Here is a 21,806-nt window from a genome sequence, read left to right as displayed (position 1 = left end):
TGCCCCACGGAATCCGGGCTATATACAGGGACACGGACCATTCGATCCGTTAGACCAAGGACATTCGATGCGACTTCTCTCCAAGGCTGGTGTCGGGGTGGCACTTATGATGACGACTGCGCTGGGCGGCATGGCCGCCGTGAATGCGGCCGAGCAGGTTCAGGTTGCCGCCGCGACCAAGACCGCGGAATCCGCTAATCCGCTGCTGGCGGAATGGACCACGCCCTTCGGCGTGCCCCCCTTCTCCCAGATCGAGCCGGAGCATTTCCTGCCCGCCTTTGAAAAGGCCATGGCTGACCACAAGGCGGAAGTTGCCGCTATCACCGGCAATCCGGAAGCGCCGACCTTCGAGAACACCATCGTCGCGATGGAAAAGTCGGGGGCTGCGCTGGATAAGGTCGCCGCGGTCTTCTACAATCTGAATTCTTCCAACACGAATGACGAGTTGCAGGCTATCGCGCGCGAACTGGCGCCGAAGATGGCCAAGCACGGCAACGACATCAGCATGGATCCGAAGCTGTTCGCCCGGATCGATGCCGTCTATCAGCAGCGCGACAAGCTGAAGCTGAAGCCTGAGGAGGTGCGCCTGCTGGAGCGCCACCGCCTCGACTTCGTGCGCTCCGGCGCCCAGCTTCCGAAGGAGAAGCAGGACCGACTCGCCCAGATCATGGAGCGGCTGGCCACCCTCTCGAACCAGTTCAGCCAGAACGTCCTGGCGGACGAGAAGGACTACATGCTGGTCCTGGAGTCCGAGAAGGACATGGAAGGCCTGCCGGAGTTCGTCCGCGCCGCCGCCGCCCAGGCAGCCAATGAGCGCGGTCTCGACGGCAAGCACGTCATCACCCTGTCCCGCTCCTCGATCGAGCCGTTCCTGACCTTCTCCGCCCGCCGCGACCTGCGCGAAAAGGCGTTCAAGGCCTGGATCGCCCGCGGCGACAACGGGGATGAGCACGACAACAAGGAGATCATCAAGGAGATCGTCCAACTCCGCGTCGAGCGGGCGAACCTCCTCGGGTATCCGACCTTCGCCGACTACAAGCTCGAAGACACCATGGCCAAGACCCCGGCCGCGGTTGAAGAGTTGATGCTGAAGGTGTGGGAGCCGGCGAAGCAGGCGCTGGCGGAGGAGCAGAAGATGCTCCAGTCCGCCGCCGCGGCCGAGGGCCAGAACATCGAGATCGAGCCGTGGGATTGGCGCTACTACGCCGAGAAGGTCCGTAAGGCGTCGTTCGACCTGGATCAGGCTGAGATCAAGCCGTACTTCCAGCTCGACAAGATGATCGAGGCGATGTTCTACACCGCCACCCGTCTCTACGGCGTGACATTCGAGGAGCGGAAGGACATCCCGACCTACCATCCCGACGTCCGCGCCTTCGAGGTGAAGGACAAGGACGGCAAGCATGTCGCCGTCTTCCTGTCTGACAACTTCGCCCGCCCCTCCAAGCGCTCCGGCGCGTGGATGAGCAGCTATCGCAGCCAGGAGAAGCTGCGCGGCGATATCCGCCCGATCGTCGTCAACAACAACAACTTCTCCAAGGGCAAGCAGGGTGAACCCGCCCTGCTCTCATTCGACGATGCAAATACCCTGTTCCACGAGTTCGGCCATGGCCTGCACGGCATGCTGTCCGACGTGACCTATCCCGGTCAGGCCGGCACCAACGTGCTGCGCGACTTCGTGGAGCTGCCGTCCCAGATCAACGAGCACTGGATCGAGCAGCCGGAGGTCCTGAAGAAGTTCGCCGTCCATTACAAGACCGGCGAGCCGATCCCGGACGAACTGCTGGAGAAGATCCTGGCGGCGCAGAACTTCAACCAGGGCTTCTCCACGGTCGAATACCTCGCCTCCTCCCTGGTCGATCTGGAATTCCACGCCCTGACCGACGCCAAGGACCTGGACGTGGCCCAGTTCGAGAAGGACACGCTGAAGAAGATCGGCATGCCGGAGGTGATGGTCATGCGCCATCGCAGCCCGCATTTCAGCCACATCTTCTCCGGCGACGGCTACTCCGCCGGCTACTACAGCTACATGTGGGCCGAGGTTCTGGATGCCGACGGCTTCGAGGCCTTCAAGGAGAAGGGCGACATCTTCGATCCGGAGCTGGCCCGTAAGCTGCTGGAGAACGTCTACTCCGCCGGCGGCACGATGGACCCGATGGAAGCCTATATCCGCTTCCGCGGCCGCGCTCCCAGCGTGGAGCCGTTGCTGCGCAACCGCGGCTTCCTGCCGGACGAGAAGGCCAAGGTGAACTGACCCGCGGCCGGATCACCGGCCCGGACATGAGGAACCCCCGTCACCAGCCCGTGACGGGGGTTTTTCCTTGATCGGTCGTAGGTCGCAAGGAGGCCGAAGGCCGGAGTGCGACGCGCTGTCTGGCCGAGACCAAGCCGCGTCGCAATCCGCTGCGCTTCTTGCGACCTACGGGGTTCCAGATTACTGCATGCTCTGGAGCGCGGCGCGGCAGGCCTGCTCGCAGCGACGGCAGGACTCGGCGCAGATGCGGCAGTGCTCATGCATGCCGGCATGCTTCTCGCATTCGTCGCCGCAAAGCTTGCAGGCAGTGGCGCAGGCTTCCAGCATGCTGCGGATCAGGCCTTCGTTGCTGCCGGTGCGGCGGGTGGCGACGGAACCGGTGGCGGCGCAGACATCCGCGCAATCCAGATTCAGGCGGATGCACTGTCTCAAATTCTGGACCATCTCCTCCGCCAGACAGGCATCAGCGCAGGAGGTGCAGGTCTGGGCGCAGTCGTAGCATTCCTCGATGCAGCGGATCAGCGCCTCGTTGATGTTGCCCTTCACGTCGGGATGGGTCGCGATCATCTCCCGTGCGTGCATTGTTCAATCTCCTCGGTTGCGGGTGGCAGTGCCTCCCCAACGCGCAGAACCGGAAGATGTCGCGGCGGAGGATCTACTCGCCGCCCATCACCCCTACTCCTCCGGCCGGGTCACGACGTACAGGATCACGCAGGCCAGGATGCCGCCCACAAGGAAGCGCACCCGCATATCCGCCACCAGAAAGGCGGAGATGGTGAAGCTGGTCAGAATGCCGATAACAGCGGCTACCTTCATCCTGCGGCTCAGCACGCCGCGCCGGACGAACGCCTCCACCCCGGGGCCGAACCGATGATGGCTGAAGATCCAGGCCTGAAGCCGCGGATCGCTCCGCCCGAAACAGACTGCTGCAAGAATCCAGAAGATGGTGGTCGGCAGCAGCGGCACAAAAATTCCCACCGTGCCGAGCGCCAGCAACCCGATTCCAACCCAGCGCAGCAGCCGCGCGGCGTGAGACCGACGCGGCTCCGCCATGTCGGAAGGCTCGGGCGTGGCGGGGCGAGCGGCGGTAGGGCCTTGGGCGTCACCGGTCATGGTGCTCAACTTCGGGATCGGACGAACAGGATAGACGTAAGGGCCGCGCCCTGTCGCGCCTGCTCTGGCACACCGGCTCGACAATGCCTTCCAATCGCCCATATTGGCCGCCAGACTATAGGAACAAGTTCGCCGCAAGGAGTCCGTCCCATGACCGCCAGCCGCCGCGCTGTTCTCACCGGCCTTGGCGCCGGCACCGCAATCCTGACCCTCTCCGGTCTGGGCATTGCCCTCGCCCCGTCGGAGGCGCGTGCGGAGCTGCCGAAGATGTCCGTCTGGAAGGACCCGAGCTGCGGATGCTGCGGCGCCTGGGTGGACCATGTCCGCGCCGCCGGCTTCCAGGTGGATGTCCGCGAGTCGACGGACATGGCGGCGATCAAGCAGGTGCATCAGGTACCGCCCCAGCTTCAGTCCTGCCACACCGCCCTGGTGGACGGATATGTGCTGGAAGGCCATGTCCCGGCGGAGGACGTGCTGCGCCTGATCAAGGAGCGGCCGGCCGCCAAGGGCCTGACCGTCCCCGGCATGCCCCAGGGTTCTCCGGGCATGGAGACCGGCCACAAGGACGCTTATGACGTGATCCTGTTCGGCGGCGAAGGCGGCGACAAGGTCTTCGCCAGCCACTGACCGCAAGGCTCCGACAGGCGCGCATCACGGAACCGGAAGCATGTCCGCCGGTTCTCCTGACCACCATGGGCCGTTCGGGCGCATGGACGCGAGGTGACGCCCACCTCCCTGGTCCGGAGACTTCATGGCGGATGATGCTGTTGCCGTGATCGCCCTGATCGGCGTGGCCGGCATCGCCTCGCAATGGCTGGCTTGGTGGCTACGCATCCCTGCGATCGCCATGATGCTGGTGACCGGCCTGCTGGCCGGCCCGGCTTTCGGAGTCCTCGATCCAGGCGCGGCCCTGGGCGAGCTTCTGGAGCCTGCGATCGGCTTCGCTGTCGCCATCATCGTCTTCGAGGGCGGGCTCAACCTGAACATCCGGGAATGGCGGGCAGCCGGGGGCGGCGTGAAGCGGCTGGTCATGGCGGTGCCGCTGAGCTGGTGCCTTGGCACGCTGGCTGCCCATTACCTGGGAGGGGTGGGCTGGCCCGTCGCGACCCTGTTCGGGGCCATCATGGTCATCACCGGCCCCACGGTGATACTGCCCTTGCTGCGTCAGGCCAAGCTGCACCGCCGGCCGGCCACCTTCCTTAAATGGGAAGGCATCCTGAACGACCCGATCGGGGCCATTCTGGCCGTCATGGTCCTGGAATGGCTGGTCCTGTCCTCGACCGAAGGAACTGAAATCGCCTGGGGCCTGCTGCTGCGGCTTCTCGCCGGGGTGGTCGTCGGCACCGCCTTGGGGCTGGGGCTGGCCTATGGTCTGCGATGGATGTTCCGCCGCGACCTGGCGCCGGAATTCCTGAAGACCCCGATCCTGCTGGCCTCCGTCCTGGCCGCCTTCACCGCCGCGAACACCGTGATGCCGGAAGCGGGGCTGATCGCTGCCACCGTCTACGGCCTGGCGCTCGGCAATATCGGCGTCGCCGGTCTGGACGATCTCCGCCGGTTCAAGGAGAGCCTGACCGTCTTCCTGGTCTCCGGCGTCTTCATCCTTCTCGCCTCGGACCTGGAGGCGGAGGTTTTCGCCCGGCTGTCCTGGCCGATCATCCTGACCGTCCTGGCCATCCTGTTCATTGTGCGCCCGGTCTCGATCATCCTCGCCACGCTGGGCGACAGCATGAACTGGCGGGAACGGGCGCTGGTGGCGTGGATCGCGCCGCGCGGCATCGTGGCGGCCGCCATGGCCGGCATCGCCACGCGGCAGCTGGAGCGGGCCGGTTATCCGGATGCCGAGCTGCTGCTTCCCCTCGTCTTCTCCGTTATCGGCGCCACGGTTATCGCCCATGGCTTCACCGTGGGTCCGGTCGCGCGCGCCCTGGGGCTGGCGGGAACCAGCCGGCCGGGCGTGCTGATCGTCGGCGCCTGGGATTGGACAGTCGCGCTGGGTGATGCGCTGCGCGGCATCGACGTGCCGGTGATCATCGCCGACCCCGATCCGGCCGCGCTCACGGCGGCACGCCGCAAGGGGCTGCCCACATTCCGCGGCGACCTGCTGTCGGAACGGAGCGAGGGGGATCTGGATCTTCAAGAGGTCGACTATGTCGTGGCCGCCAGTTCCGACGACGCCTACAACGCCCTGATCTGCACGCGCTTCGCCCCTCATATGGGGCGGGAACGGGTCCACCAGATCGCCTTCCAGTCCGGTATACAGCCGGGCGAGCGGGCCCCGTTGCGGGACTGGCGCGGCAAGATCCTGTTCCAGCCCAACGCCGGCTATGACAGCCTGAAGAGCCTCCTCAAGCACGGCTGGACCTTCCATGTCGATGAGGTCGGACCGGACGACCTCACGCCGGAGAAGCTGCATGTGGGGGACCGGACATGGCCGCTGCTGGTCGCCTACGATGATGGCCGCATTATCTTCATCTCTCCCGAAACGCATGAGGTTCCGGCGGAGCCGGGCAAGCTGCTTTCCTTCGCCCCGTCAAGCGCCCATGAAGCGGCCGACACCGTCGAGGCCAGGGCCGCCGCGTCCGATTAGGCGTTGAAGCGGGAGACGGCGGCGGCAACACTGCCCCTCCACTTCGCACGGGAGAACGGATGGGACCGATTGCTTGGCTGCGCCGGGTTCAGGACAATTCGCTGGTTCAGGCCGTCATTCTTTATCTGCTGATGGCCGGCATCGTGCTGGCCGGCCTTCTGGTCGCCTGGCGCTTCGTCGATCCAGCCCCGCCCGACGGCTTCCGCCTGGCGGCGGGTGAGCGCGGGGGCTTCTACTGGCAGCTCGGGGAGCAATTCGCCGAAGCCTTCGCCCGCGTCGGCGTCGAGGTTGAGGTGCTGGAAACCGCAGGCTCGGTGGAAAACCTTTCCTTGCTGCAGTCCGGCCGGGCAGATGCCGCGTTCGTCCAGGGCGGCGCGGCGCAGACGCTGGGGCTGGAGGATGTCCGCGGCGTCGCCAGCCTTGCCGTTGAGCCGATCTGGATATTCAGCCGCGGCGCACCGGTCGACCGGCTGGCCGATCTGGCCGGCAAGCGGATCGCCATGGGACCGCAGGGCAGCGGCATCCGCCTTCTCTCCACCACCCTTCTGAAGGCTGCGGGCGTGCTGGAGCGGGTGGAGCCGGTGGAACTGTCCGGAATGGCCGCCGCCCGCGCCCTGCTGGCGGGCGAGGTGGATGCCGCGATTCTGGTGACGACGGCCCAGGCCACATCGGTGCGGACGCTGATGGCCGCACCGGACGTCGAGTTGGCCGATCTGGACCGCGGTCCCGCCATTACCCGCCTGTTCCCCTATCTGACGCAGGTATCCCTGCCGGAAGGGTCCCTGAATCTTGCCGCCGACCTACCCAAGCGGGACGTCACGCTGGTAGCGACCACCACGGCCATGCTGGTCGGCAAGACCATGCATTCCGCCTTCGTATCCCAAGCGCTGATCGAGGCGCGGGACATGTTCGGCCGGCAGTGGAGCTACGGCGCCATGGGCCGCTTCCCCTCCCCCGACAATCTGGACGTCCCGTTGCGGGCTGAGGCGGAGCGCTTCTTCTCGGAAGGGCCGAACATCGCCCGGCGCTGGCTGCCCTTCTGGGCCGCGAACTACGCGGAACGCCTCTGGGTGCTGCTGATCCCGCTGCTGACGCTGATGCTGCCGCTGATGCGGCTGGCGCCGCCGATCTATGAATGGCAGGTCCGGCGCCGCATCTACCGTTGGTACAAGGAAGCGCGCCGGATCGAGGATCTGCTGGATAGCCGACCTACCGTTCCGCAGCTCCGCGCGGCGCTGGCCCAGCTCGATATGGTGCAGAACCGGGTCGGGCACACCCGCGTTCCCCTCTCCTACTCGGAGAGCCTCTACCAGCTTCGTCTTCACCTGGAATATGTCCGCCGCCGTCTTCGCGAACGGCTGACGGAGCTGACCCCGCCGGAGACGGAGCAGGCGGCAGAGTAACCGATTGCGCTTACCCGCCTTCCGCTGCCGTGCCCGTCATCCCGGCAGAACCCTGGATGACGGGCCGGCTGGATCGGGCAGCGGCGGTCAGCCCGCGTGGGCGGTGCCGCGTCCGGTCATGAACCGCGCCAGCACCACGACGCCGACAATGGCAGCGCCGATCAGGTCGGTGGTGATGCCGCCCTCGATCATCAGCAGCGCGGCCAGGATCAGCAGTGGCTTCATCCAGGTGCTGATATGACCGAAGAACCAGCCCTGGAGCCCCGCCGCCAGCAGATAGACGCCGATGGTCGCCGTCAGCACCGAACGCAGGATCACCAGCCAGTCGCCTTCCATGAGCAGGGCCGGGCTGTAGAAGAACATGAAGGGCACGATGAAGGCGGCTAGGCCCATGCGGAAGCTGGCCACCGACGTCTCCATCGGGCCGGACCCTGAAATGGCCGCTGCGGCGTAGCCGGCCAGCGCCACCGGGGGCGTGATGGCGGATACGACGGCATAGTAGAAGACGAAGAAATGGGCCGTCAGCGGATCGATCTCCATGGCGATCAGACCGGGCGCCACGACCGACGCCGCGATGGCGTAGGCCGCCGTGGTCGGCATGCCCATGCCCAGGATGATGCTGATCAGCATGGCGAAGAACAGGGCCAGGAGCTGGCCGTCGATGATCGTGCTGGACGCTGCGATCTGCAACAGCAGGCTGGAGAAGCGGGCGCCGACGCCGGTCAGCGCGATGACGCCCACGATGATGCCGGCGCAGGCGCAGACCGCGATGATCTGGATGGACATGGTGCCGGACAGCACCAGGGCGCGCAGGATGGCGCGCGGTCCCATGGCATGGGGCGACAGCCAGCTCACCACCACGGCGGCAACCGTGGCCAGCGTGCCTGCGCGGATCACCGAGTAGCCCATGAACAGGGCGGCGATCAGGATGATGATCGGCGTGAACAGATGCACCTGCCGCAGCATCTTGGACAGGTCCGGCAACTGGCTGCGCGGAATGCCCTTCATGCCCAGCTTCGCCGCCGCCAGATCCACCATGAACAGCACGGAGGCGAAATAGAGCACCGACGGAATGATCGCCGCGATGGCAATGTCGGTATAGGGAATGCCCGTCACCTCGGCCATGATGAAGGCGCCAGCCCCCATGATCGGCGGCATGATCTGGCCGCCGGTGCTGGCTGCGGCTTCCACCGCGCCCGCCGTCTTGGCCGGATATCCGACCCGCTTCATCAGCGGGATGGTCAGCGAGCCCGTGGCGACCACATTGCCGGCGGAAGTGCCATTGATCATGCCCATCAGGCCAGAGGCGAACACCGCCACCTTCGCAGGCCCGCCCCGCCGCTGCCCGGCCAGGGAAAAGGCGAAATTCACGAAGAAGTCGCCCACCTTGGAAGCCTGGAGGAAGGCCGCGAAGATGATGAACAGGATGATGTAGGTGGAGGACACGGCCGTGGTGGCGCCCAGGATACCGTTGTCCGTGTAGATGTAGGTGAAGAAGCGGCTGATGCTGAACCCGCTATGGGCCAGGAAGCCCGGCAGATACGGCCCGCCGAAGGAATAGAGCACGAAAACGCCCGCGATGATGACCAGCGCCAGACCGGCCACCCGGCGGGTGAGTTCACAGACCAGGGCAACGCTGGCGATTGCGGCGTACATGTTGCCGGGGCTGGCGAACGGCGTGCCCGCGCGCATGCGCATGGCATAACCCTCGAGCGCCACCAGCATGAAGCCTGAGCTGGCGATGGCCGCCAGGATCAGCACCAGATCGCAGGGATGAATGCGGTCGTCCGGCGCCCGCACGAACCATCCGCCCAGAATGGCGACAACGGTGCCGACGAGCAGCGGGATGCCGAAATGGTACGTCTCCCACGCCGGGGTCATCGGCGGCCGGGCGCCGATGGACTGCCAGTAGATCCCGACCTGGACCAGCGCATAGAGGACCGGCGCCGCCGCGACCGCCGCGACGATCCAGCCCAGCCGGCGCTGCCCGGCCCCGACCTCCCGTCCAGTCAAGGTGGTCGCCGACGACAGGGCGAAGCCCAGGATCAGCGCCCCCATGACGTGGAGCATGCGGTAGTTCCAAGTCTCCAGCGGGTAGACGTTCAGGCAGATCAGATGGAAGACCGCGTAGGCGAGGCTGAACCCGCTGACCACCCATCCGACCGTCCCCAGCAGGGTGCGCTGGTAGCCCGGCGTGGGTTCCTCATCCACGCCTTGGGCCATGACCTGCTCGATGGGGCCCTCGGACTCCAGTGCCAGCGGAACCCGTTCATTCCCGGCGTGGGACGGATGCGACACGGGCGGCTCGGCACTATCGTGGCTGTCGGTCGGTCGGTTCATGGGCGGTCGCCTTGATCAGCAGCAATGGAATTCTATTCGGCCCTGCCTCTACGGCTCGGCCCCGGACCGCACATGCAGCCGGGGCCGGACCAGGGGCAAGGTTATGCCAGGATGCCGACGGCGGCTCCGTCATGCCGGGCCGCCGCCATACTTGTCCGTTCAGTCCTTCAACTCAGCCGGGATCTTGTGGCCGTTTTCCTCAAACCAACGAACCGCGCCCGGGTGCCACTTCAGGACCTTGTTGTGCACGTAGTTTTCCGGGATGGTGGTCTCCGCCGACTTGTGAATGGCGACCATCTTCTCATTGTTCTCCATGGTCAGCTTCACGATCTGATAGACGAAGTCCTCCGGTAGGTCGGCGCTGGCAACCGCGAAGTTCCACATCGACACCGCCTGGATGTCCTTACCCTGCGCCTCGGTCGTCCGGTAGGTGGAAGCCGGGATGGTGTAGGGCGAGACCGGGAAGGTCTTGGTCAGCGTCATCAACTGCTCAGGCGTGAACGAGATGATGTTGATTTTGGTCGTGCTCTCCAGCTCCGACACGGCCGGGATCGGCACGCCCGCGGCGAAGCCGATGCCTTCGATCAGCCCGTCCATGAGCTGACCGCTGAGGTCGCTGTAGCCGGCATTGGACTTCTGGATCTTGGCGCCCAGCGCCTCAAGCATGGCCGGGAAATAGGCGTCGGAGGTGCCGCCGGCCGGGCCGACGCCGATGCGGGCGCCGTTCTTCAGCTTGCTGACGTCATCCACGCCGGAGGCGGCCAGGGTGACGAGGCTGAACGGGGTCTCGTACATCGGGAAGATGGCGCGGACATTGTCCATCGGCATGCCCGGCGCGATCTCGCTGTTGCCTTCCAGCGCGTCGCGGGCGGGGCCCATGGTGACCATGCCGAAGGGAAGCTGGCCGGTATGAACCAGCGCCATGTTCTGGGCCGGACCGCCGGTGACTTCCGCGCTGCCCGTGATCCCGAGCTGCTGTGCGATGAAGTCCGCCCAGCCGGAGCCGTACTGGAAGTAGGTGCCGCCCTGGCTGGCGGTGCCGATGGTGAAGCTCTTCGGCCAGTTTTCCTTCTGCGCCATAGCCGGCGTGGCCAAGGCAAGACCGGCAATGGCGGAAGCGGCCACGAACAGGCGGCGCGTGAGAAGCATCATCTTGGCGTTCCTCCCAGGGAAAAGCTTATCCGGCGCAGCCCACGCCACACCGGTATCATTCCCCAAATATACGCCACGATCTTTCGATGCAAGCAGCCTAAGGGTCAGAACCGAGTCGATAGCCCATCAGCTTAGGATGGGTCGGGATCGTCTTGGGCTGCACACGCAGACATGCCTGAACGCTTGCCTCCTGCACATTTTCGCCTGTACGCCGCACATTGGCCCGCCCGGAAGTCTGCTCGCCGCAAATTCCAGGCGGGCGGCCGGGACTGTCATTCGGCGGGAACGATGGTCACGCCGGGGGACCGCAGGACAGACATGGCGATAATCAGGATGAACAGCATCATGCTGGAGATCAGGATGACGCCGCCTCCCAGCACAAGCAGCCCCAACTGCGGCGCTCCCCCCAGCAGCAACCCGGCGAGCGGACCCGTGAGCATGACCACGCCGACGGCATTGGCCCAGTAATGCACCTCGGCCATCCGCGACTCCGCCGCTTCCGGCGCCGTCCGGTAGTAGAGGCCCGCGATGAACATGCCGACATAGCCCAGCAGGTTGAGATGCGCGTGCACGGGCATCAGGGTGAAGTCGTGGGAAGCACCCATGGCAAGGCCGAGCGCCATCCCCATGGTGCCGAACAGCAGCGCGGTGATCAGAAAACGGTTGCCCAGGCCCATGGCCCTTCCCTCCAGCAGGTCACCGGCCTTCGTGGCCGGCAGGGCAGTCATTTACCGGCCCGACATTTCCGCTCTATGTCCGCACCATGTCCGCCCATCGACAACGACCAGCTAAAAGAGGTACCTCAGCCCGAACTGGAAGGTACGCGGCGGCCCGGCGCTGCGCGTCACGAAGGGCTGGCCGGCGATCTGGAACTGGTTACTGGCGGTGGCATTGACGACATAGCCGCCAAGGTTCGTCTGGTTGAGGATGTTGAATACATCCGCCCTCAGCTCCACCGCGCCGCGGGCCAGCGGGATTTCATACTGCACGCCGATATCCACCACCTCCGACCAGGGCAGCCGGCCGCTGTTGCGCCCGGTTCCGGGGGCCCGGTCGGGATTGCCCGTATACTGGTTGGTGAAGGAGCGACCGTCGCCATTCAGGTCCGTGGTGCCGAACAGGGCGGCGTTCGGTCCATAATTGACAGGCTGGCCGGACTGGAACAGCCCCGCCACGCTGATGGTCAACCCGTCGAGCGGATAGAGGAACAGCATGGCATTGAGGACATGGGTCCGGTCATTCAGGCTCGCCGCCCATTCCGCGCCGAAGTCGTTGGCGTCCTGGGCCCGGAAGTTGATGTCGTCGGTGTCGTTCTTCAGCCGTGACAGCGTGTAGGACAGCCGTAGGCCCCAGATATCCTGCCCCCTGTCCTTGGTGACGCTGAGATTCAGCGCCCTGTATTCCGAATGCCCGCCGGTATCCGACACCAGGATGCTCCGGGCTCCGCCTGGATAATCGGCCGGATTTGTTGGGCGCGTGGCATCCGCCTCCTCCGGCGTGCGCGGCAGGGCGGCGAGCTGCTCCGGCGTCAGCCCCTCCAGCGCCGCCGGATCGATCCGGTAGGGGCCCGGGCTGTTCAAATCCACGAGCCGGACCAGGTTTCGCCCGCGGCTGTAAAGTAGATTGGCATCCAGCAGCCAATCGCCGGCCACAAGCTGCTGGTATCCCAACGATGCCTGGAAGCTGGACGGATTCTCGTAGCCGGACGGGTTCAGGATCTGCCGCTCGGCGGCATTCAGCGTGTCCCGCTGCGGCTGCAACGCCTCACCCGATGGACCCTGCAGATAGCCGACATCCGACAGGTTCGCCGTGGCGTTGCCGTTGAACAGGATGCGGTCCAGCTCCGTATCCGCCGGCAGGATGCCCTGGTCGATCAGGTCCTGAAGCTGGGCGCGGAAGCCCGGCGTGTCCGAGTTGCGCTGCAAGGCATCGCTGATCACCACATAAGGCAGCTTCTCATAGAATAACCCTGCCCCGCCGCGGATCACCTGCGTGTCCGAGAGGCGGTAATTGAAGCTGGCCCGTGGCGAGATATTGTCCTTGTCTCCGCTCCCGTCCCCGAACTCCGTCAGATCGTCATAGTCGTAGCGCAGACCGACCCGCGCGGTCAGGTCGGCGCTGAGGTCGAACTCCGTCTCCAGCCAGGCGCCGTACAGGATCTGCGCCTCCCCGAAGCTGGCCGGGCGCAGCTCCACCGCATAGTCCAGCACCTCCACACCCGCTGGCAGGTCCTCGACATTCAGCGCAGTCCCGCGGCCCAGCGCCCGCACCTGGGCGAGCTGCGCCTCGGTCAGGCGGACCCGGTAATTGCCGGCAGGATTGCCGCCGCCGCGCAGGTCGAAGTCGGCACGCAGTATGTCCAGCCCTGCACTTACCCGCTGCCGCCCCAGATCGAAGGCGAGCTTATGGCGGGTCTGCCACGTCCGCTCCTCGACATCGAAGGTGGAGCCGTTATTGCCGATGACGCCGATGGTCTGTTCCAGCGGGTCCAGGATGGTCACCTGCGGCCCAGCATTGACAGGATCGCTGTAGTTCCAGTCGAAGGCGCTGAACTGCACCTCTCCCTCATAGGACAGGGTCCGGCCTGAATACCGGGTCTGGAACGCCGCCAGATGGGAGAGACGGGTCTGCTCGTCGCCGGCGCTGGGAAAGGTGAAGCCCCCCTCAAGCCCGCCGCCCTGCCGCTCCACAGCCACGTCGCCGCGGTTAAGGCGCAGCGTGGCTGACCAGTCCTCGCTGATCCGGTGGTCCAGGCGCAGCGTGTAGTAGTCGAACCGGTTCTCCCCCTCGATGGTTTCATCCACGCCCAGCGCCGGCACGGTCAGCCGATTGTCCTTGGTGTCGCGGGTCAGTTCGGCATTGATGAAGAAGAAGGTGCGGTCGCGGACGATCGGCCCGCCCAACGACGCCCCGCCCTGATACCGCCGGAACCCCTCCAGCACCGCATTTCCCGACAGGTCGCGGCCGGGAAAGTCCGTCTCCGAATCCAGCGCACTGCCGGGCCGCCACAGGGTGAAGACCTCGCCGCTGAATTCGTTCGTGCCGCCGCGGGTCGTCAGGTTGACCACGCCGTTGGCGGTGCGGCCGAACTCCGTGGAATAGCTGTTGGCCAGCACCGTCGCTTCCGCCACCGCGCCGACCGGCGCAGGGAATTTCGGCCCGCCGAGGAAGTTCTCGTTATTGTCCAGCCCGTCGATCAGATACTGGGTGAAAAGCGCATTGGCCCCATTGATGCTGACCGCTGGCGCCTCCGGGAAGAAGCCGGTCGCCCGTGTCACATTGGGCAGGCGGAACAGCACCGTGGACAGGTCCCGTGCCTCCACCGGCAAGGTCTCCAGCGTCACCGCATCCAGGCTGGCCGATACCTCGGCATTGGACAGGTTCAGGCGGGTAACGCTGCGCGTTCCCTCGACCACGATTTCCTCGATTCGGCCGCCCGCGTCCGGCAGCAGAAGGGTGACAGTGCGCGTGAAGCTGGCCCGCAACTCTACAGGCTCCGCCGCGGAGCCTCCGACGCTGGCCACGTAGGCGCCGGTGGTCGGCAGGGCCGGGAAGCGCGCCCGGCCCGCCCCGTCCGTCACCGCCTCGGCCCTGTAGCCCGTTGCCCTGTTCGTCAGGCTGACCGCTGCATCCGCGACCGCTTCCCCCGTCCCCTGGTCCAGGACCAGCACCTCGATGGCCGCCTGCGCATGGGCGGTGACCGGTGCGGCAAGCAGCATGACGGCGGCGGCGGATGCCAGAAGCGGATTGCGCATAGGGCGATGGAGCCTTCTCGTTGAGAGCGTGCGGGAGAATAGGCGCAGAGCATCGGATGCGTCTCTACCGCGTATGTCGGATCAGGCGGGCATGGTGAACCCGACCTACAGCTCGCCCAGCCTCACCACCGGCCCGCCAGCGGCTTCTGCATCGGCCGGATCGTGGGTGACCAGCAGCGTCGGCACGCCGCTTTGCCGCACCCGGCCGAACACCCAGCTCCTGAACCGGTCCCGCAAGGCCGCGTCCAGTTTCCCGAACGGTTCGTCCAGCAGCAGCGCCTTCGGCTCCGCCAGCAGGGCGCGCAGAAGAGACACTCGCGCCCGCTGCCCGCCGGACAGGGTGGCCGGGTCGCGGGCGGCGAAGCCGCCAAGTTCCGCCTCTTCCAGCGCATGCTCCACCAGCCGCCGCCGCTCCGTCCCGCGGGCGCGGGACTTCGGAATGGCGAAGGAAAGGTTTTCTCCCACCGTCAGATGGGGAAACAGGAGGTCGTCCTGGAACAGGATACCGATCCCCCTCCGCTCCGGCGGCAGGCGCAACACTTCCGCGCCGTCCAGCCGCACGCTGCCGCTGGCGGTGAAAGCGGGTGGCAGATTGCCGGTCAGCAGGGCCAGAAGGCTGCTCTTGCCGCTTCCGCTCGGGCCCATCAACGTCACCACGTCACCATCGGGGACCTCTACCGACAGGCCGCGGACCAACGGCTTTCCGTGCAGCAGCAGGGTGATGTCCGAAAGGCAAAGGCTCATGGCGCGGCTCCGCGGAACCGGGGCCGGCCCAGAATCGCCGCGGCCAGCAAGGCGGCCAGGGGGAGAAGCGTCTGAAGAAAGGCGAAGGCTCCCAATTGCCGCCGATCCCCGCCTGCGGCCAGCGCGACCACCTCCGTCGCAAGTGTCGGCACCCGCCCCGCGCCGGCCAGCAGGGTCGGAAGGTACAAGGCCACGCTGACGGCGAAGCCCACAGCCAAGCTGGCCAGTATCGGTCTTTTCAACAGCGGCAGCTTCACCCGCAGGAACACATCCGCCGGCGACCGGCCAAGGCACAGCGCCACCCTCGCATAGCGGAGGTCCAGGGCGCGCCACGCATCCGCAAGCGTCAGGAACACATAGGGCAGCACGAACAGCAGATGCATCCAGAACACCGCCGCCACTCCTCCGGCGATTCCCGCCAGCGACAACAGAACCTGCACGCCGAACAGGAAGCTCACCTGCGGCACCAGCAACGGTATGTAGAGCAGCCAGAGCACGCGCCGCGGCACGGCCAGACCCGCCCGGTCCTCATGCTCCAGGCATCCAAGGACCAGCAGAAGCGCTGTCACCGATGCCGCCATGCCGATCCCCAACGTGGTGAGAAGCGGTCCGGTCAGCAGCGGCCCCGCCCGTTCCCAGGCAGCGGCGGACAGCGATGCCGGCCAGGCATCCGGGAACCGCCACCGCTCTGCGATGCTCCACAGTCCCAGCGCCAACACGGATGCGGTCAGCACCGCGATCCCGGCCCCGGCAAGCAGCGCCGCCGCGCGCACCGGTCGTTCCGCCGATTGCCGATCGCCCCGTTCTGCCGACCGCCGCATCAGTACTCTTGCCGCAAGCTCCCCCGCCCGCCAGAACAGGATCGCCGCCAGCACCACCCCAGCCTGCAGCAGCGCGCCCGCCGCCGCGGTGAAGCGGGCGGCGAGGTTCGGGTCCTGGGTCCAGCGTAGCACCATGACGGCGAGCGGCGGCGGCGTCGCCGGTCCCAGCACCACCGCCATGTCGACGGTAGAGCAGGCGTAGGCCAGCACCGCATAAACCGGCAGCCGCACCTGCGGATAAATCTGCGGCAGGACCAGCTTCATCCAGCCGGTCGGCCGCCCATACCCCATCGACGCGGCCACGCGCAGATGCCCGTCCGCCGGCACCTGCGCGAGTGCCGCCTGGATCATCAGCAGCAGGAAGAAGCTCTCCTTCACCGCCAGCGCAAGCATCAGGGCGATTCCGCCTGGGTCGCCCACCAGCAGCAGGTCCGGCGGCCGATCCCACCCCGTCGCCCAGGGCGAGAGCAGGCGGGCGATCCAGCCGCTGGGCGCCGCCAGGAACAGCACGCCCACGGCAAAGGCCGCATGCGGCACCGCCAGCAGCGGCGCCAGCGCCAGCCGCAGCCGCTCCGCCCAACGGGTTCCGTGCACCAGGGCGCTCACCCCCACGGCTGCCAGAAAGGCCAGCAGGGTAGCGCCGACGCCCACCGTCACCGACAGCCGCACCGCCGTTCCCAGACCGGGCGCGGCGGCCAATGACCGCCAGGCATCCAACCCGATCTCCGTGCCGCCCAGGACCGGCAGCCAGCCGAACGCCGGCAGCACCGCCCCTGCGAGCCCTGCCGCGACCGGTCCCAGGAACAGCGCCAGCGTCAACGGCGGAACCAGGGCGAGCGGGGAGATGCGTCCCTGCGCTCGGCCGATCCCCGTGTCCGCACCTGCCTCCGCCACGCCGATCCCCTTTCCGGTCGATCAATCGCGGCGACAGTAGCGGGCGTGCGCGGCGCGGTCGACCGTCCGGAGCCTAGGCGGCGCGGCTTTCCTTCAGGATGTCCAGCAACGCCTCGCGCAGCATCCTGACCCTGGATGTCACCTCGGCTGCCTTGGCATCCAGCTCCTGGGCGATGGCGCCCGTGGTGCCGGCATCCTCCGCAACCGCCCGGATTCGGTCGGAAACTTCGATGGTGCCGCCGGCCGCACCTGCCGCCGACTTGCTGATGCTTTCGGTGGCGCTGCCCTGCTGCGTCACGGCTGCGCTGATCGCCCCGGCTATGCCGTCGATCCCGGCGATAAGGTCCTGAAGCTGGCTTATGTCGCCGATCACCTGTTCCGTTGCGGATTGAACCTCCGCGATCTGGGTCGCGATCTCCTCCGTCGCCTTGCCGGTCTGCCCGGCCAGGCTCTTCACCTCGCCCGCCACGACGGCGAACCCGCGTCCCGCCTCGCCGGCCCGCGCCGCCTCGATCGTCGCATTCAGGGCCAGCAGGTTCGTCTGGCCGGAGATGTCGCTGATCAGTTCGGTCGCCCGACCGATATTCTGGGCGGCGCTTGCCAGTTGCGCCGCGATGGACCGGGTCTGTGCGCCGCGGCGCACAGCCTCGTGGACCATGTCTGCAACCTGAGTGACCTGCCGGCCGACCTCCCGGCCGCTGGCCGCCAGCTCCTCCGTCGCGGCGGCAACGGTCTGGACATTGCCCGTCGCATCCTGCGCCGCGCCGGCCACGCCGCGCGACTGCTCCCCCGTCCGGCGTGCCGCTTCGCTCATCTGCTCCGCCAAGGAGGAGATGCCGGCTGTTTCGGCCAGAACCGCATCCACCGCCGCCGCCACTTCCCGCTCCAGCACCTGCGCCAGATCGGTCAGCCGCGTCTCGAACTCCAGCTTGTGAAGGCGCTCCCGCTCCTGCTCCTCCGCCTTAAGCCGGTCGATCTCCTCCGCATTGCGCCGGAACACGTCGATGGCACGGGCCATGTCGCCGATTTCATCCCTGCGGGTGGTTCCGGGGATCAGGCTCAGGCGCTCCCCCTCCGCCAGCCGCTGCATTGCCTCTTCGATGCGGGCCAGCGGCCGGATAATGGACCGGACCAGCAGCAGCGAAAGACCACAGAACAGCGCCACCAGAACGACGCCGACCGTAAGGGACAGCGCCCGGGTCTGCTCACGGATTTCCGCCAGCGCGGTCTCCGCCTCCAGCATCCCGCTGCCGGTCATGGCGGCAAGCTGGTCGAGTTGCGGCTCCACCTCCGCAAAGGTGGCTGCAAAGGTCGCAGCTTCGGCCATCTGGCCCTGGATCGCCTCGGCCAGCGCCACCATGCCCTGGCGGTAGGCGCTCACCATCCGGTCCAAATCCACCTTCGTGGTCTCATCCAGTTGCGAGGATGGAATGAAGAAGCCCATCTCGTTGAAGGCTTTGCGGTGCAGGCCGAGATACCTGTCCTCCCCGCTCGCCAGGAAGGCCCGTTCCGCCTCCCGCATCTGGGACATCAGGATCAGCAGCTCCGCCGCGATCCCGGCCGGCCACTTCTTCAGCTCCGCCTCCACCTCCGCGGCGGCCGTGAGCATGGTTCCGCGCAGCCCTTCCTGGTCGGTGAAGCCCACGACCCGCGTCGCCTCATAAACTCGCTCGAATCCCGCTAGCGCCGTGGCCAGCCGCGCCGCGATCCCGTCCACCGCCGGACGGGCGGCCGCGGCTGCCGGCTCCTCCCGGATGGCGGCCAGTGTCCGATCGATGCTGTCCATCGACGCCCGAACCGCCTCCGCCGCGGCGATGTCGCGGTGACGCAGAAACCCCTGCGTCTGGAACCGCAGCTCCGCCGCCTGCCGGCCAACCGCCGCCACCTGCTCCGCCAAGCTGCCATAGGCCACCAGCCGGTCGGTTGCGGCCCCCGTGCGCGCCTCTCCCAGCAGGAACACGCCCCCGACCATCACCAGCGTCGACAGCGCGGCGACGACCAGCGCGCCGATCCGGGTGGCGATGGAGAAGCGGGCGAGAATCCCGCTTTCCTGCCCTGCATCGGGGATCTCCGCAGGTGCCGTGGACAGCGCATCATCCGTCATTTCCGGCCGTTCCTTTGCAAGATGGAAAGATTGCCGGCACACGGTCGCCCACGGGCGGCCGGTCGCCTCCGCCCGTCAATAAGTGGTTAGATCAGTAAGTTTTCGTCACGGTTCCGCGAAGTTTTCTTTACGAAGCTTAAACCATTGGCCGGCGTCGGCGCGTGCCTCCTGTACGGCGGGGGTACCGCCCGCTTCGCCCCCTACCAGGGCCGGTGGTTCGGTGTATCCTGTCGCCCCGGCGAAACCATGACTGCGACGCGATGATCGTCCTCACGCCCGAACTTCTGCTGCACGCCTATGCCGCCGGGGTTTTTCCCATGGCTGAAAGCGCCGAGGCGACGGAGCTGCTGTGGTTCGATCCGCAGCTCCGCGGGATACTTCCCCTGGACCGGTTCCATGTCCCGCGCCGGCTCCGCCGCACCGTGCGCCAGGGTCGGTTCGTGGTAAGCGTGGATACGGCGTTCCGGGAGGTCATGAACCTGTGCGGGGAGTCCACGACCGAGCGGCCGAACACCTGGATCAATGCCGAGATTCTGGAAAGCTATTGCGACCTGCACCGGCTGGGCCACGCCCACTCGGTGGAATGCCGGCTGGATGGGCAGCTTGTGGGTGGGCTCTATGGCGTGTCGCTGGGCGGCGCCTTCTTCGGGGAGAGCATGTTCTCGCGCGTTGCGGACGCCAGCAAGGTGGCGCTGGTCCATCTGGTGGCGCGGCTGGTACGGGGCGGCTACCGGCTGCTGGACACCCAGTTCGTGACCACGCACCTGTCGCAGTTCGGCGCAGTCGAAATTCCCCGCAGCCGCTACAAGGCCCTGCTGACCGAGGCCGTCGCCACGAAGGCGGAGTTTCACTGCGCGTCGGACGAGGCCGCCTTGGTCGACTCGTTCCTGCAGTCGATCACCCAGACATCGTAGACCGGGTGCTCCAGGGCGGAGAGGGCTGGGCTGGACGCGAACATCCAACCGCTGAACAGCTTCTCCGGCTGCTCATCCGGCCGCTTTTCCTCCAGCACCAGGAAAGCAGCGGCCTCCGGCTGCTCGATTGGCGGGGTCTTGCGGCAGGCCTGCACAGAGACGTCCATCAGCATGAACCGGCCCGTCTCCCCGACCTTGACCTCGAACGTGGAGGTGCGGGCGGTGATCTTGTCCAAGCCTTGCAGCACCGCGACCTGTTTGTCTTCGAAGGTGCGGGGCGTCTGCGCCGGGTCCGTGGAGTTGCCGAATTCCGGCAAGGGCACGGGCCCGCCGTTTCCAGGGGCACCCGGGGCCGGTTCCGCGCCGGGCACGGCCTGAATTTCGCTGTCCGGCACCACTTCGCCCCGAACCTCGCCGGCCGGCACGGACGGTGCCGCACCGGGAACGCTCTGCTCCTGCCCCGCGGCCTGCCCGGCCAGCAGCATCGCCAGCAATCCTGAAAGCGCGAGGATGCCGGCACGCGGACCGGCGGGCCGGCGGCGGTTCACGGTCTCGGTCATGTCAGGTCCTCATCTCGGCCGCGGTAGCATCCGATCCTGAACAGCAGATATGGCGGAATAGCGACGGTGCGCAGGCGTAACGCCCGGCGTCACTGTCCGCCCAGCAACCCGCCGCCGGCCGGAGCCGGTTCCGCCGCCGGAGCGGCCGCATCCCCGCCGCTGCTTCCGCCGCCGCTGGAGAACATGAAGCGGCCCAACAGTTCTTCGAGGTTCACGGCGGACTGGGTGTACTCGATGGTGTCCCCGCCCTTCAGCGCCTCCTCGTCGGCTCCCGGCTGGAGCTGGAGGTAACGCCCGCCCAGCAGGCTCTCGCTGGCGATCACGGCGGAGGTGTCGAGGGGAAGCTGGACGCTGGGATCGATCTCCATCACCACCACGGCCTGGAAGGTCTGCTTGTCCAGATACTGCTCACGGACGGTACCGACCTTGACGCCGCTGATGCGCACGTCGGCCCCGGGGCTGAGCCCTCCGGTGCTGCTGAACCGGGCAGTGAGCTGATAGCCGCTGACGGCGCCCACATCGGCGGAGGTGTAGGCGAAGAAGAGGAAGAACCCGGCCACGACCAGGACCACCGCCCCCATCACCGTCTCGATCACGTTCCTGCGCATCTGTCCTGCCGTTTCCTGTTCATTGCAAAGCGGGGCGGCCCCGGCAGGCGCCGCCCCTCTTCCGATAACGCAGCCGGCGGCAAACCGGCTGACTGCGTAATTAGGGCATCAGCCCGCCGGTGCAAGCTGCCGGCCGCCAATGCCGCGGATGACGGTCGCGGTCAGGACGGCGTCCAGGGTTCGTAGTCGCCCGTGGCGCGGGCGCGCTTGCCCCCGGCGTAGGTGTGGCCCGACGGGCGGTAGGCGTTCAGCGTGCCGGTCAGGTTCGGCACATGCTCCTTCTGCCAGGGCTGGCGGAACGGGCTGTTGTCCGGCAGGGGCTCCGCCGTGGTGTAGTGCAGCCAGCCATGCCATTCCGGCGGAATCTTGGAGGCGTCCGGCTCACCATTGTAGAGCACCCAGCGGCGCTCCTTCATGCCGGCGCGCTTCGCCTTCTCCCGGAAATACCGGTTGCCGGCCTTGTCGGTGCCGACCAGCGTTCCCTTCCGCCAGATCAGCAGGCGGATGGAGACATTGGCCATCCAGGTGACCAGGGAGATTCTCTGACGTTCGCTCAT

The 21,806-nt window shown here is 66.9% G+C and carries 17 protein-coding genes; 5 read left to right on the top strand and 12 right to left on the bottom strand.

The annotated features are described in order from the left end of the window. Window positions 1-67 precede the first annotated feature (67 nt). A complete protein-coding gene (locus tag DOL89_RS03990) occupies window positions 68-2,251 on the top strand; it encodes a M3 family metallopeptidase (protein WP_225889878.1) in 2,184 nt (727 codons plus the stop codon). Window positions 2,252-2,431: 180 nt separating this feature from the next. On the opposite strand, the gene DOL89_RS03985 is transcribed toward DOL89_RS03990, so the two are convergent. Further along, entirely contained in the window at window positions 2,432-2,833 is a 402-nt protein-coding gene (locus tag DOL89_RS03985; RefSeq protein ID WP_119677976.1) for a four-helix bundle copper-binding protein, read from the bottom strand. A 93-nt stretch (window positions 2,834-2,926) separates the two neighbouring features. Next, a complete protein-coding gene (locus tag DOL89_RS03980) occupies window positions 2,927-3,364 on the bottom strand; it encodes a YbaN family protein (protein ID WP_205574635.1) in 438 nt (145 codons plus the stop codon). 150 nt (window positions 3,365-3,514) lie between these two features. Between DOL89_RS03980 and DOL89_RS03975 the strand changes: the two genes are divergently transcribed. The 3 genes from DOL89_RS03975 to DOL89_RS03965 all read left to right on the top strand — a co-directional run bounded on the left by DOL89_RS03975 (window position 3,515) and on the right by DOL89_RS03965 (window position 7,357). Continuing rightward, the gene (locus tag DOL89_RS03975) at window positions 3,515-3,991 is read left to right on the top strand and encodes a DUF411 domain-containing protein (protein WP_119677974.1); all 477 of its coding nucleotides are present in this window, start codon (window positions 3,515-3,517) and stop codon (window positions 3,989-3,991) included. A 124-nt stretch (window positions 3,992-4,115) separates the two neighbouring features. After that, window positions 4,116-5,954, top strand: a complete 1,839-nt coding sequence (locus tag DOL89_RS03970; protein WP_119677973.1) for a cation:proton antiporter — start codon at window positions 4,116-4,118, stop codon at window positions 5,952-5,954. 59 nt (window positions 5,955-6,013) lie between these two features. Continuing rightward, complete coding sequence (locus DOL89_RS03965) at window positions 6,014-7,357, top strand: TAXI family TRAP transporter solute-binding subunit (RefSeq protein ID WP_119677972.1); 1,344 nt, start codon at window positions 6,014-6,016, stop codon at window positions 7,355-7,357. Window positions 7,358-7,444: 87 nt separating this feature from the next. On the opposite strand, the gene DOL89_RS03960 is transcribed toward DOL89_RS03965, so the two are convergent. The 7 genes from DOL89_RS03960 to DOL89_RS03930 form a co-directional block, all read right to left on the bottom strand. Continuing rightward, window positions 7,445-9,697, bottom strand: a complete 2,253-nt coding sequence (locus DOL89_RS03960; RefSeq protein WP_225889877.1) for a TRAP transporter permease — start codon at window positions 9,695-9,697, stop codon at window positions 7,445-7,447. A 159-nt stretch (window positions 9,698-9,856) separates the two neighbouring features. Beyond that, complete coding sequence (locus tag DOL89_RS03955; RefSeq protein ID WP_225889876.1) at window positions 9,857-10,849, bottom strand: TAXI family TRAP transporter solute-binding subunit; 993 nt, start codon at window positions 10,847-10,849, stop codon at window positions 9,857-9,859. A 272-nt stretch (window positions 10,850-11,121) separates the two neighbouring features. Then, on the bottom strand, window positions 11,122-11,577 hold the full coding sequence (locus DOL89_RS03950; RefSeq protein ID WP_119677971.1) for a hypothetical protein: 456 nt from the start codon (window positions 11,575-11,577) through the stop codon (window positions 11,122-11,124). A gap of 60 nt (window positions 11,578-11,637) precedes the next feature. Then, window positions 11,638-14,604, bottom strand: a complete 2,967-nt coding sequence (locus DOL89_RS03945; RefSeq protein WP_119677970.1) for a TonB-dependent receptor — start codon at window positions 14,602-14,604, stop codon at window positions 11,638-11,640. A gap of 105 nt (window positions 14,605-14,709) precedes the next feature. Next, complete coding sequence (locus tag DOL89_RS03940; protein ID WP_119677969.1) at window positions 14,710-15,348, bottom strand: ATP-binding cassette domain-containing protein; 639 nt, start codon at window positions 15,346-15,348, stop codon at window positions 14,710-14,712. Then, the gene (locus DOL89_RS03935) at window positions 15,345-17,063 is read right to left on the bottom strand and encodes an ABC transporter permease (protein ID WP_225889875.1); all 1,719 of its coding nucleotides are present in this window, start codon (window positions 17,061-17,063) and stop codon (window positions 15,345-15,347) included. The genes DOL89_RS03940 and DOL89_RS03935 overlap by 4 nt, the downstream gene beginning before the upstream one ends. A gap of 73 nt (window positions 17,064-17,136) precedes the next feature. Beyond that, window positions 17,137-19,167 carry a methyl-accepting chemotaxis protein gene (locus tag DOL89_RS03930; RefSeq protein ID WP_119677968.1) on the bottom strand — a complete coding sequence of 677 codons (2,031 nt, stop codon included), beginning with the start codon at window positions 19,165-19,167 and terminating at the stop codon, window positions 17,137-17,139. Between the two features lie 260 nt (window positions 19,168-19,427). Between DOL89_RS03930 and aat the strand changes: the two genes are divergently transcribed. Further along, window positions 19,428-20,081, top strand: a complete 654-nt coding sequence (aat, locus tag DOL89_RS03925) for a leucyl/phenylalanyl-tRNA--protein transferase (RefSeq protein ID WP_119677967.1) — start codon at window positions 19,428-19,430, stop codon at window positions 20,079-20,081. On the opposite strand, the gene DOL89_RS03920 is transcribed toward aat, so the two are convergent. The 3 genes from DOL89_RS03920 to DOL89_RS03910 form a co-directional block, all read right to left on the bottom strand. Beyond that, window positions 20,015-20,641, bottom strand: a complete 627-nt coding sequence (locus tag DOL89_RS03920; protein ID WP_225889874.1) for a DUF2155 domain-containing protein — start codon at window positions 20,639-20,641, stop codon at window positions 20,015-20,017. The genes aat and DOL89_RS03920 overlap by 67 nt on opposite strands. Before the next feature lie 89 nt (window positions 20,642-20,730). Further along, the gene (gene mlaD / locus DOL89_RS03915; protein ID WP_119677966.1) at window positions 20,731-21,249 is read right to left on the bottom strand and encodes an outer membrane lipid asymmetry maintenance protein MlaD; all 519 of its coding nucleotides are present in this window, start codon (window positions 21,247-21,249) and stop codon (window positions 20,731-20,733) included. Between the two features lie 161 nt (window positions 21,250-21,410). After that, a complete protein-coding gene (locus DOL89_RS03910) occupies window positions 21,411-21,806 on the bottom strand; it encodes an NADH:ubiquinone oxidoreductase subunit NDUFA12 (RefSeq protein WP_119677965.1) in 396 nt (131 codons plus the stop codon).

This window comes from Indioceanicola profundi (genome assembly GCF_003568845.1).
GTDB classification, from domain to species: domain Bacteria; phylum Pseudomonadota; class Alphaproteobacteria; order Azospirillales; family Azospirillaceae; genus Indioceanicola; species Indioceanicola profundi.
Note: the sequence above shows the minus strand (reverse complement) of the source record. Positions and strands in the feature narration are given on the sequence as shown.

Bases quoted from the DNA above. Each gene is read 5' to 3' on its own strand.
- aat (WP_119677967.1), top strand. From the start codon at position 19,428: ATGATCGTCCTCACGCCCGAACTTCTGCTGCACGCCTATGCCGCCGGG.
- DOL89_RS03970 (WP_119677973.1), top strand. From the start codon at position 4,116: ATGGCGGATGATGCTGTTGCCGTGATCGCCCTGATCGGCGTGGCCGGC.
- DOL89_RS03960 (WP_225889877.1), bottom strand. From the start codon at position 9,697: ATGAACCGACCGACCGACAGCCACGATAGTGCCGAGCCGCCCGTGTCG.
- DOL89_RS03975 (WP_119677974.1), top strand. From the start codon at position 3,515: ATGACCGCCAGCCGCCGCGCTGTTCTCACCGGCCTTGGCGCCGGCACC.
- DOL89_RS03950 (WP_119677971.1), bottom strand. From the start codon at position 11,577: ATGACTGCCCTGCCGGCCACGAAGGCCGGTGACCTGCTGGAGGGAAGG.
- DOL89_RS03945 (WP_119677970.1), bottom strand. From the start codon at position 14,604: ATGCGCAATCCGCTTCTGGCATCCGCCGCCGCCGTCATGCTGCTTGCC.
- DOL89_RS03910 (WP_119677965.1), bottom strand. From the start codon at position 21,806: ATGAGCGAACGTCAGAGAATCTCCCTGGTCACCTGGATGGCCAATGTC.
- DOL89_RS03955 (WP_225889876.1), bottom strand. From the start codon at position 10,849: ATGATGCTTCTCACGCGCCGCCTGTTCGTGGCCGCTTCCGCCATTGCC.
- DOL89_RS03920 (WP_225889874.1), bottom strand. From the start codon at position 20,641: ATGACCGAGACCGTGAACCGCCGCCGGCCCGCCGGTCCGCGTGCCGGC.
- DOL89_RS03965 (WP_119677972.1), top strand. From the start codon at position 6,014: ATGGGACCGATTGCTTGGCTGCGCCGGGTTCAGGACAATTCGCTGGTT.
- DOL89_RS03980 (WP_205574635.1), bottom strand. From the start codon at position 3,364: ATGACCGGTGACGCCCAAGGCCCTACCGCCGCTCGCCCCGCCACGCCC.
- DOL89_RS03930 (WP_119677968.1), bottom strand. From the start codon at position 19,167: ATGACGGATGATGCGCTGTCCACGGCACCTGCGGAGATCCCCGATGCA.
- mlaD (WP_119677966.1), bottom strand. From the start codon at position 21,249: ATGCGCAGGAACGTGATCGAGACGGTGATGGGGGCGGTGGTCCTGGTC.
- DOL89_RS03990 (WP_225889878.1), top strand. From the start codon at position 68: ATGCGACTTCTCTCCAAGGCTGGTGTCGGGGTGGCACTTATGATGACG.
- DOL89_RS03940 (WP_119677969.1), bottom strand. From the start codon at position 15,348: ATGAGCCTTTGCCTTTCGGACATCACCCTGCTGCTGCACGGAAAGCCG.
- DOL89_RS03985 (WP_119677976.1), bottom strand. From the start codon at position 2,833: ATGCACGCACGGGAGATGATCGCGACCCATCCCGACGTGAAGGGCAAC.